The organism is Streptomyces sp. NPDC058221 (genome assembly GCF_042882365.1).
In the GTDB taxonomy this organism is placed as follows: domain Bacteria; phylum Actinomycetota; class Actinomycetes; order Streptomycetales; family Streptomycetaceae; genus Streptomyces.
Genome location: NZ_JBHVWF010000005.1, coordinates 89,590 through 101,053, shown reverse-complemented (window position 1 = coordinate 101,053; position 11,464 = coordinate 89,590). Strand labels below are relative to the sequence as shown.

The 11,464-nt window shown below is 68.8% G+C and carries 13 protein-coding genes; all 13 read right to left on the bottom strand.

All coding sequences use genetic code 11. The features are described 5' to 3' along the window. Positions 1 to 5: 5 nt before the first annotated feature. The 13 genes from ACFVW8_RS03490 to ACFVW8_RS03430 all read right to left on the bottom strand — a co-directional run bounded on the left by ACFVW8_RS03490 (position 6) and on the right by ACFVW8_RS03430 (position 11,274). The gene (locus ACFVW8_RS03490; RefSeq protein WP_389685892.1) at positions 6 to 821 is read right to left on the bottom strand and encodes a F0F1 ATP synthase subunit delta; all 816 of its coding nucleotides are present in this window, start codon (positions 819 to 821) and stop codon (positions 6 to 8) included. Continuing rightward, positions 818 to 1,351 carry a F0F1 ATP synthase subunit B gene (locus tag ACFVW8_RS03485; protein WP_389685909.1) on the bottom strand — a complete coding sequence of 178 codons (534 nt, stop codon included), beginning with the start codon at positions 1,349 to 1,351 and terminating at the stop codon, positions 818 to 820. Before ACFVW8_RS03485 ends, ACFVW8_RS03490 begins: the two co-directional genes overlap by 4 nt. 50 nt (positions 1,352 to 1,401) lie before the next feature. Further along, complete coding sequence (gene atpE, locus ACFVW8_RS03480; protein WP_073889576.1) at positions 1,402 to 1,632, bottom strand: ATP synthase F0 subunit C; 231 nt, start codon at positions 1,630 to 1,632, stop codon at positions 1,402 to 1,404. A 71-nt stretch (positions 1,633 to 1,703) separates the two neighbouring features. Then, complete coding sequence (gene atpB / locus ACFVW8_RS03475; RefSeq protein ID WP_389685908.1) at positions 1,704 to 2,540, bottom strand: F0F1 ATP synthase subunit A; 837 nt, start codon at positions 2,538 to 2,540, stop codon at positions 1,704 to 1,706. Positions 2,541 to 2,750: 210 nt separating this feature from the next. After that, a complete protein-coding gene (locus ACFVW8_RS03470) occupies positions 2,751 to 3,188 on the bottom strand; it encodes a hypothetical protein (protein ID WP_389685891.1) in 438 nt (145 codons plus the stop codon). A 261-nt stretch (positions 3,189 to 3,449) separates the two neighbouring features. Beyond that, a complete protein-coding gene (locus ACFVW8_RS03465; RefSeq protein ID WP_389685890.1) occupies positions 3,450 to 4,829 on the bottom strand; it encodes an MraY family glycosyltransferase in 1,380 nt (459 codons plus the stop codon). Between the two features lie 115 nt (positions 4,830 to 4,944). Further along, positions 4,945 to 6,198: a serine hydroxymethyltransferase gene (gene glyA / locus ACFVW8_RS03460; RefSeq protein WP_389685889.1), complete on the bottom strand. Its 1,254-nt coding sequence runs from the start codon at positions 6,196 to 6,198 to the stop codon at positions 4,945 to 4,947. Positions 6,199 to 6,330: 132 nt separating this feature from the next. Next, on the bottom strand, positions 6,331 to 6,972 hold the full coding sequence (locus tag ACFVW8_RS03455; protein WP_389685888.1) for a protein-tyrosine-phosphatase: 642 nt from the start codon (positions 6,970 to 6,972) through the stop codon (positions 6,331 to 6,333). Then, a complete protein-coding gene (locus ACFVW8_RS03450; RefSeq protein WP_389685887.1) occupies positions 6,969 to 7,616 on the bottom strand; it encodes an L-threonylcarbamoyladenylate synthase in 648 nt (215 codons plus the stop codon). The genes ACFVW8_RS03455 and ACFVW8_RS03450 overlap by 4 nt, the downstream gene beginning before the upstream one ends. Positions 7,617 to 7,680: 64 nt before the next feature. Beyond that, positions 7,681 to 8,526, bottom strand: coding sequence for a peptide chain release factor N(5)-glutamine methyltransferase (gene prmC, locus ACFVW8_RS03445; protein WP_389685886.1), 846 nt, complete (start codon positions 8,524 to 8,526; stop codon positions 7,681 to 7,683). Between the two features lie 51 nt (positions 8,527 to 8,577). After that, on the bottom strand, positions 8,578 to 9,654 hold the full coding sequence (gene prfA, locus ACFVW8_RS03440) for a peptide chain release factor 1 (RefSeq protein WP_389685885.1): 1,077 nt from the start codon (positions 9,652 to 9,654) through the stop codon (positions 8,578 to 8,580). A gap of 151 nt (positions 9,655 to 9,805) precedes the next feature. After that, complete coding sequence (gene rpmE / locus ACFVW8_RS03435) at positions 9,806 to 10,030, bottom strand: 50S ribosomal protein L31 (protein ID WP_389685884.1); 225 nt, start codon at positions 10,028 to 10,030, stop codon at positions 9,806 to 9,808. Positions 10,031 to 10,173: 143 nt separating this feature from the next. Further along, positions 10,174 to 11,274 carry an LCP family protein gene (locus ACFVW8_RS03430; protein WP_389685883.1) on the bottom strand — a complete coding sequence of 367 codons (1,101 nt, stop codon included), beginning with the start codon at positions 11,272 to 11,274 and terminating at the stop codon, positions 10,174 to 10,176. Positions 11,275 to 11,464 lie beyond the last annotated feature (190 nt).

The window sequence follows — 11,464 nt, the reverse complement described above, 5'->3', positions numbered from 1 at the left end:
CTGGGTCAGCCGGCCATCCGTCGGGTCGCCTCGTCGAGACGCTCCGCGATGGTGCCGTTGATGACCTCGTCACCGACCCGCACCGTGACTCCGCCGAGGACCTCGGGGTCCACGTCGAGATTCAGGTGCATCTGGCGGCCGTAGATCTTCGCCAGCGCGGCGCCGAGGCGCTGCTTCTGCCGGTCGTTCAGCGGCACTGCCGAGGTGACGATCGCGACCGCACGGTCACGGCGCTCCGCGGCGAGCTTGGAGAGGGACTCGAGTCCCTCTTCCAGGCTACGTCCCCGGGGCTGGGTGACAAGCCGCACGACGAGGCGCTCGGTGACGGGCCGCGCCTTGCCGCCGAGCAGGCTGCGCAGCAGCTCGCCCTTGGCGGCGGGGGTCGCGGTCCGGCTGGTGAGCGCTGCGCGCAGGCCCTGGTCGGAGGCGACGATCCGGCCGAACCGGAACAGCTCGTCCTCGACGTCGTCGAGGTCTCCGACGCGCTGGGCGGCGGTGAGGTCTGCGGTGTTCGCCAGTGCCTCGACCGAGTCGACCAGGTCACGCGACCGCGACCAGCGCGAGCGGACCATGCCGGAGACCAGATCGACGGCTTCGCCGCCCACCTGGCCGCGCAGCAGTCGCCCGGCCAGCTCGGCCCGCGCCTCGCCGGCCTGGGCCGGGTCGGTCAGGACCCGGCGCAGCGACACCTCGCGGTGCAGCAGCGCCGTGACGCCGGCCAGATCCTCGGCGAGCTTCGCCGCATCGACCGACGTGTTGTCGGTCAGCGCGTCGAGACGCTCGCGTGCGGCAGCCAGTGCCTCGCGGCTTGCGCCGTTCATCGGACGGCCTCGGCCTTCGCCTCGAGCTCGTCGAGGAAACGGTCGACGGTGCCGCTCTGCCGGGCGTGGTCCTCGAGGGACTCGCCGACGAGCTTGCCGGCCAGGGAGGTGGCGAGCGTGCCCACGTCCTGACGCAGCGCGGACGCCGCGGCCTTGCGGTCGGCCTCGATCTGGGCGTGACCGGCGGCGACGATCTCCTCGCGCTGCCGCTGGCCTTCCGCCCGCATCTCCTGCAGGATCACGGCGCCCTGCTCCTGCGCCTCCTGGCGCATACGAGCGGCTTCGTGGCGGGCCTCGGCGAGCTGAGCCTTGTACTGCTCAAGCACGCTCTGGGCCTCGGTCTGGGCCGCATCGGCCTTTTCGATACCGCCTTCGATGGCCTCGCGACGCTCATCCAGAACCTTGTTGATGTTCGGGAGGAGCTTCTTGGCGAGGAAGCCGAAGACGATGAGGAAGGCGATGAGGCCGATGACGAGCTCAGGGATCGGCGGGATGAGCGGGTTTTCCGTCTCAGCCGCGATCGTAAGCATCTGGCTCACGTCAGTGCCTTTCGTCTAGGGGGCTTGTCTGAATCCGTGGATCAGGTGCCGTAGACGAACGGCATGACCAGGCCGATGAGGGCGAGCGCCTCACAGAAGGCGAAGCCGAGGATCTGGTTGGCACGGATGAGACCGGCAGCCTCGGGCTGACGGGCGAGAGCCTGGGTGCCGTTACCGAAGATGATGCCGACGCCGACGCCGGGGCCGATGGCAGCGAGGCCGTAACCGACGGAACCGAGGGAGCCGCTGACGGCAGCAAGGGTCTGGGACATGCCAGTTCTTCCTTCTCTTTCACGGACCGGTGGGGGTTGGCCACCGGACGACTGCGGATTTTGGGCGGGACTCAGTGGTCCTCTGCGAGCGCGCCCTGGATGTAGGTGCAGGTCAGGAGTACGAAGACGTACGCCTGCAGCGCTTGGATGAAGAGCTCGAAGGCCGTCATCACAATCGTCATCACGAAGGAGACGCCCGCGTAGGCGAAACCGATGCCGTTCAGCAGGTACCAGCTGGCGATCGTGAAGAGCAGCAGCAGCGTGTGCCCCGCGAACATGTTCGCGAACAGTCGAACGGCGTGAGTGAACGGACGAACCAACAGGCTCGAGAACAGCTCGATGGCTCCGGCAAGATACGCCACCCCGCCAAGCGACTTGTCGAAGTGCGAGAAGTTCTTGAACGCCCCGACGAAGCCGTGGCGCTTGAACGTCAGGCTGACCCACAGGATGTAGACGATGATCGCGAGCACCGCGGGGTACGCGATGATCGACGTCACCGGGAACTGGGCGACCGGGATGATCGACCAGAGGTTCATCATCCAGACGAAGAAGAAGAGCGAAACGACGAGGGGAACGTACTTCTCGCCCTCGCGCTTCCCCATCGTCTCGTAGACGACGCCGCGGCGGATGAAGTCGTATCCCGTCTCGGCAACCATCTGCAGCTTGCCCGGGACGACCTTCGGCTTGCGGAAGGCGGCCCAGAAGAAACCGACGATGATGATCGAGCCGAGCAGGGCCAGCAGCATCGGCTTGTTGAAGTACAGGTTGCTGTCCGCGTCACCCCACAGGGGCTCGAACAGGAACGAATGCAAGCCAGGTGCGTCGAAACCACAGCCGGAAAAGATGTGGCAATCGGTCTCGAAGGCGAGCACCTGTGTCGGGTCAGCACTCACCGCGGGCTCCTTCAGCGTGGCGCATAGGTACGGCAACCTCGTTGTGTCGGCGCGGCGCGCAGCCGCGGTTCGGCACTGGACTGGTGTTACGGATGTGTGAGCGGCAGTCAGGCAATGAGCCTCGCGATCGTGCAGGCGTCAGCTCACATGCCCGCGCCCGCAGTGCCGCAGTTGGAACCGGACGATAGCAGGGTCCTGAACTCGCGCTTATCCCGCCCCTACCCTTCACGACCGGGACCCCGCGTTCCTGGGCTTCTCGCCCTTGTCGGACTCGGGTTCGACGTAAAGGATCTTGGCCTTCATGTGCGCACGCGCCTGTGCGCCGATCCACACGAGAGTCGTCGCGACCAGCGTGATCGCGAAGGCCTTCGGGTTGAACATCGTGGTGTTCTTGAATACGGCGACAAAGATGAACAGCAGGAGCAACTGAGCCGTGTACAGCATCAGCCCCATCGCCTGGAACAGGTGGGGCAGAGACTTGGCGGTCCGTTGCAGGACCATGAGCCCGATCCCCATGAAGAGGATGACCACGATCGTCGCAACGATCGCGCCCAGGGCTCCCTTGCCACCGGCGACGCCAGCACTGATCGCGGCGGCGACAACGCCGGCGGCAGCGGTGGGGACGGCGGTCTGGAGGAGAGTCCGGACGTCGTTGGACGGCATGGCGGCAGCTCCGCTTGCTGGGGGTCGGCAGTGTGTCGTCATGGACGAGCGTAGGCGCCCGGTCCGAGTCGATGCCTCGGGCCAATGGACCGTGCTACTCAGGTCCTTCGGCTCTGTCACCGGGCTTAGTGAACGGTATCACAAACTATTTGATGAGGTCTTTACCTACAATGTGTGGTTGCTGTCACACGTGAGGACTACTTGACGCGTGTGAGCGGGACAACCCAACCACTTGTCTGGTAATGCCCCTTGATGACCGAATCATCGACGCGTCGAGCCGGCCTTGCGCCGGTCCGCAAAACGCGAACGGGGGCCGACGGCCGTCGCCCCGTTGACGCCGGAGACTCCTGCGGCGACCGGGGGCCGAGCGGTGGGCTCGGCGCCGTCCTGTCCCATCTGGGCATCCGGGGGCGCCTGTTGGCCGTCCGTCGCCCCCTCGCTGTGCTCCCCGTCCTGACGTCGTCGGCGACGGTAGCGCGGCGGCACGACGTTCTGGGCCCACAGCGGAGCCCGCGGGGTGAAGCGGGGCATCAGGAGCAGGATCAGACCGAGCGCGCTCAGGCCCACGATCACCAGGACGATCCACATCGAGGCCGAGTGCACGGAGTAACCGACCGCCCCGAAGGCGATCAGGGCCGACCAGAAGTACATGATCAGCACCGACCGGCTGTGCGAATGGCCGATCTCCAGCAGCCGGTGGTGCAGATGACCACGGTCGGCGGCGAACGGTGACTGCCCGTTCCAGGTGCGCCGCACGATCGCCAGCACCAGGTCCGCCGCCGGGATCGCGATGATGGTGAGCGGCAGCAGCAGCGGGATGAAGACCGGCAGCATCGCGTGGGTCGCCTGCCGCTCGCTGCCCTCGAAGATCTTCATGGTGTCCGGGTCGACCTGTCCAGTCACGGAGATCGCGCCGGCGGCCAGGACCAGGCCGATCAGCATCGAGCCGGAGTCGCCCATGAAGATCCGGGCCGGGTGCATGTTGTGCGGCAGGAAGCCGAGGCACATGCCCATCAGGATCACCGTGAAGAGCGTCGCCGGAGCAGCGGCCTCGATCATGTGCCCGTACCAGAGGCGGTAGGTGTACAGGAAGAACGCGGCGGAGGCGATGAGGACCATGCCGGCCGCCAGACCGTCCAGGCCGTCGACGAAGTTCACCGCGTTGATCGTGATCACGACCAGGGCGACCGTGAGCAGCGTGCCCTGCCACTGGGTGAGGGCGACCGTGCCGACGCCCGGGATCGGCAGCCACAGGATCGTGAGCCCCTGGAGGACCATGACCGCGGCGGCGATCATCTGTCCGCCCAGCTTGATCAGGGCGTCGATCTCGAACTTGTCGTCCAGGACGCCGATCAGCCAGATCAGCGCCGCTCCGGAGAGCAGCGCCCGGGGTTCGCTGGAGAGGTCGAAGACCCCGTCGAGGTTGGCCAGGTGATCAGCGACGATCAGACCGGCGCACAGCCCGCCGAACATGGCGATGCCGCCGAGCCTCGGGGTCGGTTCCCGGTGGACGTCACGCGCACGGATCGCGGGCATCGCCCCGACCGCGATGGCGAACTTTCGCACCGGGCCGGTGAGCAGATAGGTCACCGCGGCCGTGACGCAGAGCGTCAGCAGGTAATCACGCACGGGCTGCCCCACAAATGTCGCCGGCCATCTCAGCCCACACCTTAACTAGGTCGACCTCATGGTTGAGGACACGGAGCTGTCCGTGATGGTTGCACGGGCCGCCACCATTCAGGACATCACGGCCAAGTCACCCGGGGTACGGCGGAAATTTCGCCGCCAGTTCCCGCACCTCGGTGAGGACGTCGCCCTCCTCGCGTACCGCCGCGCCGAACAGCACCGCGAGCCGGGTCATGGCGGCGTCGCCCATGCCCTGGGTGGTGACTGCGGCGGTGCCCAGCCTGATGCCCCGGGCGTCTCCGTACGGAAGCGCGCAGGTGTCCAGCACCAGGCCCGCGGCGGCCAGCCGGGCGCGGGCGGTGTGACCGTCGACACCGAGGGGGGCCGGGTCCGCGACGATCAGGTGGGTGTCCGTGCCGCCGGTGGTGACGTCGAAGCCCTCGGCCTCCAGACCGGCGGCCAGTACCCGGGCGTGGGAGACCACACGATGGGCGTACGCGGCGAAGGCCGGAGTCCCCGCCTCGTGGAACGCGACGGCCTTCGCGGCGACCGTGTGCATCTGGGCGCCGCCCTGGGTGAAGGGGAAGACCGCCCGGTCGATCCGTTCCGCCAGCTCCGAGCCGCAGAGGATCATTCCGCCGCGGGGTCCGCGCAGCACCTTGTGCGTGGTGGCGCAGACCACGTCCGCGTACGGAACGGGGTTCGGCGCCGCTCCCCCGGCGATCAGCCCCATCGGGTGCGCGGCGTCGGCGATGAGGTAGGCGCCCACCTCGTCGGCGATCTCGCGGAACGCCTCGTGGTCCGGGTGGCGGGGGTAGGAGATGGAGCCGCTGACGATCGCCTTCGGGCGGTGGGTGCGGGCCAGCGTGCGCACCTGCTGGTAGTCGATCAGCCCGCTCTCGGAGTCGACACCGTAGCCGATGAACTCGAACCAGCGGCCGGAGAAGTTGGCGGGTGAGCCATGGGTGAGATGTCCGCCGTACGGGAGTCCCATCGCGAGTACCGTGTCGCCGGGCCGCAGCAGCGCCGCGTACGCCGCGAGGACGGCCGAGGAGCCCGAGTGCGGCTGGACGTTGGCGTGTTCGGCGCCGAAGAGCGCGGTGGCCCGCCGGACGGCGATGCGTTCGGCGGCGTCCGCCTGTTCGCAGCCGCCGTGGTGGCGGGCGCCGGGGTAGCCCTCGGCGTACTTGTTGGCGAGCGGCGAGCCGAGGGCGGCGAGGACGGCGGGCGAGGTGAAGTTCTCCGCGGCGGTCAGCTGGAGCGTGCCGGACTGCCGTCGCAGCTCCCCCAGCAGCACATCGGCGATCTCCGGGTCCTCCCTGAGCAGGGCACCGAAGTCCTGCGGCAGGGTGGCTGTGGGTGCGGCAGGAGTGGTGACCGGCATCGGGGGCTCCGGGCCTGGGAGGAGTGCGCTGACGTCAGCTCCAATGTAGGCCCGCGCCGGGCCCGCTGCCCGCTGTCACGGCCCGTGGTGCACCCGTCCGGACGGGAGGGGCCGCCACGAGGCCCGCGCCGGTCAGCGCGGGGTCGATACGCCGGTCAGTGCGGTGACGACCGGTTCGAGGGCCTGGTTGATCTCGTCGCCGATGGACCGGAAGAACGTGATCGGGGCGCCGTACGGGTCGTACACCTCGTCGGCCTCGGCGGTCGGGGCCAGCAGCCAGCCGCGCAGCGCGGCGGCCGCGCGGACCAGTGCGCGGGCGCGTTCGACGACGCCCTCGTCGCCGGCGTCGGGCAGCGTCGCGGGGTCTATGGCCCGGACCAGCCGGGTGAACTCCTTCAGCGTGAAGGTCCGCAGACCGGCCGAGTGCCCCATGGAGATCACCTGGGCCCGGTGGTCGCGGGTGGCGGTGAGCACCAGGTCGGCACGGATCACGTGCTCGTCCAGCAGCTCACGGCCGACGAAGCCGGAGGCGTCGGCGCCGAAGTCGGCGAGGACCACTTCGGCGTTGGCCTCCATCGGGGCGCCCTCGTGCCCCCAGGTGCCGGCACTCTCCACGATCAGGCCGCCCTGGAGCGGGTCGCCGAGCCGGTCCACGAGGGCATGCCGGGTCAGCCGCTCGGTGATCGGTGAGCGGCAGACGTTGCCGGTACTGACGTGGAGGATGCGGAAAGTGTCGGTCTGCCCCGCTATGCCACGCCCCTCAGGGGCGGTCAATTGGCCACCTCGAGGTCGGGTACCACCTTGCGCAGCTCCTCCGCGGAGAGCGCGCCGGCGCGCAGCAGGACCGGCACCTTGCCGGTGACGTCGACGATCGAGGACGGGACGATGCCCGGCGTCGGACCGCCGTCGAGGTAGACGGAGACGGAGTCGCCGAGCATCTCCTGGGCTGCGTCGCAGTCCTCCGGAGAGGGGTGCCCGGTGAGGTTGGCGCTGGAGACGCCCATCGGGCCGACCTCGGTGAGGAGCTCGATGGCGACCGGGTGCAGCGGCATCCGGATGGCGACGGTGCCACGGGTGTCACCGAGATCCCACTGGAGGGACGGCTGGTGCTTGGCGACCAGCGTGAGGGCGCCGGGCCAGAACGCGTCGACGAGCTCCCAGGCCTGCTCGGAGAAGTCCGTGACCAGACCGTGCAGGGTGTTCGGGGAGCCGATCAGGACGGGTGTCGGCATGTTGCGGCCGCGGCCCTTGGCGTCCAGCAGGTCGGCGATGCCTTCGGTACTGAAGGCGTCCGCACCGATCCCGTACACCGTGTCCGTGGGCAGCACGACCAGTTCGCCGCGGCGGACGGCGGACGCGGCCTCGCGCAGACCCGTCGTACGGTCGGTCGCGTCGTTGCAGTCGTATCGCCGTGCCATCAGCCGGCCTCCTCAAGCATGTTCGGGTAGGGCTGGAACGGGTCGTGCGGGTGGTGTCCGGTGGTCACGGCATCGCCTTGCGGGCCGTGGCGAACCGGGGGCGCTTGTTCAGGTCGGGGTGGTCGGCCGCGTCGGCCCAGCCCCGCTCCTCGGTGAAGATCCACGGCACCTGACCGCCCTGGGTGTCGGCGTGCTCGATGACGACGAGTCCGCCGGGACGCAGCAGCCGGTGGGCGGTGCGCTCGATGCCCCGGATGGTGTCGAGGCCGTCCTCGCCGGAGAAGAGGGCCATCTGGGGGTCGTGGTCGCGGGCCTCCGGGGCCACGTACTCCCATTCGGTGAGCGGGATGTACGGCGGGTTGGAGATGACCAGGTCGACCTGTCCGTCGAGCTCGGGAAGGGCCGTCAGAGCGTCTCCGCGGTGCACGGTGACCCTGGAGTCCTCGGCGTTCTTCCTGGTCCATTTGAGGGCGTCCTCGGACAGCTCCACGGCGTGCACACGCGAGCGCGGCACCTCCTGGGCCATGGCGAGCGCGATGGCGCCGGATCCCGTGCACAGGTCGACGATCATCGGCTCGACGACGTCCATCGCGCGCACGGCGTCTATCGCCCAGCCGACGACCGACTCGGTCTCCGGGCGGGGCACGAAGACCCCCGGCCCCACCTGGAGCTCCAGATAGCGGAAGAAGGCGCGTCCGGTGATGTGCTGGAGCGGTTCGCGGGCCTCGCGCCGGGCGATGGTCTCCCAGTAGCGGGCGTCGAAGTCGGTGTCCGGCACGTTGTGCAGCTCGCCCCGCTTGACGCCGTGCACGAACGCGGCGAGTTCCTCCGCGTCGAATCGCGGCGAAGGCACACCGGCGTCGGCCAGCCGCTGGGTGGCCTGGGCCACCTCGGCGAGCAGCAGGTTCATCGCGGTTCTCCGTACAGGTTCACGAGCGGGGCGGGGCGGATCTTACGCCGCTTACGCGGCGGCGAGCTTGGCGGCGGAGTCGGCGTCGACGCATGCCTGGATCACGGCGTCCAGATCGCCGTCGAGCACCTGGTCCAAGTTGTACGCCTTGAAGCCGACCCGGTGGTCCGAGATCCGGTTTTCCGGGAAGTTGTACGTGCGGATCTTCTCGGAGCGGTCGACCGTTCGCACCTGGCTGCGGCGTACGTCGGAGGCTTCCTGCTCGGCGGCTTCCTGGGCGGCTGCGAGGAGCCTGGAACGCAGGATGCGCATGGCCTGCTCCTTGTTCTGGAGCTGGCTCTTCTCGTTCTGGCAGGAGGCCACGACACCGGTGGGCAGGTGCGTGATGCGGACGGCGGAGTCCGTGGTGTTGACGGACTGGCCGCCGGGGCCGGAGGAGCGGTACACGTCGATACGGAGATCGTTGGCGTGGATCTCGACGTCGACCTCCTCGGCCTCGGGCGTGACCAGCACGCCGGCGGCGGAGGTGTGGATCCGGCCCTGGGACTCGGTGGAGGGCACGCGCTGCACACGGTGCACGCCGCCCTCGTACTTCATCCGGGCCCAGACACCCTGGCCGGGTTCGGTGGCTCCGTTGCCGCCCTTGGTCTTCACGGCGACCTGGACGTCCTTGTAGCCGCCGAGCTCGGACTCGGTGGAGTCGATGATCTCGGTCTTCCAGCCGACGCGCTCGGCGTAGCGCAGGTACATACGCAGCAGATCGCCGGCGAACAGGGCCGACTCGTCGCCGCCCGCGCCCGCCTTGATCTCCAGGAGCACGTCCTTGTCGTCACTGGGGTCCCGCGGCACGAGCAGGAGGCGGAGCTTCTCGGTGAGTTCCTCGCGCTCCTTCTCCAGGTCCTTGACCTCGGCGGCGAAGTCGGGGTCGTCGGCGGCGAACTCGCGGGCCGTCTCGATGTCCTCGCCGTTCTGCTTCCAGGAGCGGTACGTGGAGACGATCGGAGTCAGCTCGGCGTAGCGCTTGTTGAGCTTGCGCGCGTTGGCCTGGTCCGCGTGGACCGACGGGTCCGCGAGCTTCTTCTCGAGATCGGACTGTTCGCCGATCAGTTCCTCGACCGCCTCGAACATCTTCGGGCTCCTGGTTTCTTCGCTCGACGTACCTGCCGGCCGGCGGGATGCCTGCCGGGCGGGATACGGGGGTCGCCGTGTCCCGGCCGGAAAAAACGCCGGTCTCGGCGCCCCCGGGAAGAGGGCGCCGAGAACCGGCGCAGTTGGCTCGCTACTTGCTGGCGGAACCGGCAGCCTTGCCGAAGCGGGCCTCGAAGCGGGCCACACGGCCACCGGTGTCGAGGATCTTCTGCTTGCCCGTGTAGAACGGGTGGCACTCGGAGCAGACGTCCGCACGGATGGAGCCGCTGTCCAGAGTGGACCGGGTGGTGAACGACGCGCCACAGGTGCAGCTGACCTGGGTCTCGACGTACTCGGGGTGGATTTCGCGCTTCAAGGGTTTCTCCTAGTTTCGGGAGGGCGCCGGGTCGTACGCGCGGATTGCGTGTCCGTGAACCGGGGCCGACGTACCAGTCTGCCAGGACCGGCCGTATCTCCCAAAACCGGGGTCGACGGGGAACTATTCCCGCACACTCCCTGTCACTTCACGATGTCGCCCGCGTCACCCTTGTCGCCGGCCGACTTCTCGGTGGCGGACGCGGGGATCGGCAGATCGTTCCGGAGCGCCTTCCACACCTGCTTGCCGGCCTTCTCCTGCGGTATGACCCGGTTCGGGTCGGCGGGGTCGTACTCGACCGGCAGCGTCACCATGTGGACGTCGTCGGAGCCGAGCCCCTTGAGTCCGTTGGCGAAGCCCGCGAGCTCCTTGACCGAGCCCAGCTCGGAGTCGGTCGTGATGGCCTTGGTCGCCGTGTCCGCGAGGCCGTACAGCTTCGTGCCGTTGAGGACGCCGACGCTCTTCGCCTGCACCATCAGCGCCTTGATGAAGGACTGCTGGAGCTGGATGCGGCCGAGGTCGCTGCCGTCGCCGACGCTGTGGCGGGTACGGACCAGGCCGAGCGACTCCTCCCCGTTCAGCGTGTGGGTGCCCGGCTGCAGGTCCAGATGGCTCTTGGGGTCGTTGATCGCCTTCTTGGTGGTGATCTCGACGCCGCCGAGCTTGTCGATCAGCTGCTTGAAGCCGGTGAAGTCGACCTCGACGTAGTGGTCCATCCGGATCCCGGACATCGACTCGACGGTCTTGACCGCGCAGGCCGGTCCGCCGACCTCGTACGCGGTGTTGAACATCGCGCGCTGCTCGCCCGAGACGCCCGCGCCGCTCTCGTCGCTCTTGCACTCGGGGCGGGTGACGAGGGTGTCGCGGGGGATGGAGACCACGCTGGCGGTCTTGTGGCCCTTGTTGACGTGGACGACCATCGCGGTGTCCGAACGGGCGCCTCCCTGGTCGGCGCCGTACTGCGCGTTCGAGCCGGAGCGGGAGTCGGAACCGAGCACGAGGATGTCCTCGGAGCCGTTGTCGACGTTCTGGGGCCGGTTCTTGCCGAGCGCGTTGTTGATGTCGACGGCCTTGAGATTGCCGTCGAGCTGGAAGTAGGCGTAGGCGATTCCGCCTCCGCCCACGACGACCAGCCCGGCCAGGCTCCACGCGGCTATGACGGTCGCCCTGCGACGGCGGGACGGCTTCCTCCGGCGTCTGCCGGTGGCCCGTATTCGGCTGTTGCTCCCGCTCTGCTCGGTCATCCGTCTCCCTCGTTCCCTCGGCTGCTCCCGGCTACCCCCAGCTGTGGTGTGCGGGCCTCTGCGCGCCTCGTCGCTGTTGAGTACGACGCGGCGGCGACAAGAAGGGTTGCACAGGGCTCGGTGGCCTCCGGGTGGGCCGAGGGCGGCCTCGCGGAGCGCGGGAGCATCCGGTGACCCCTCGCTCACCTGC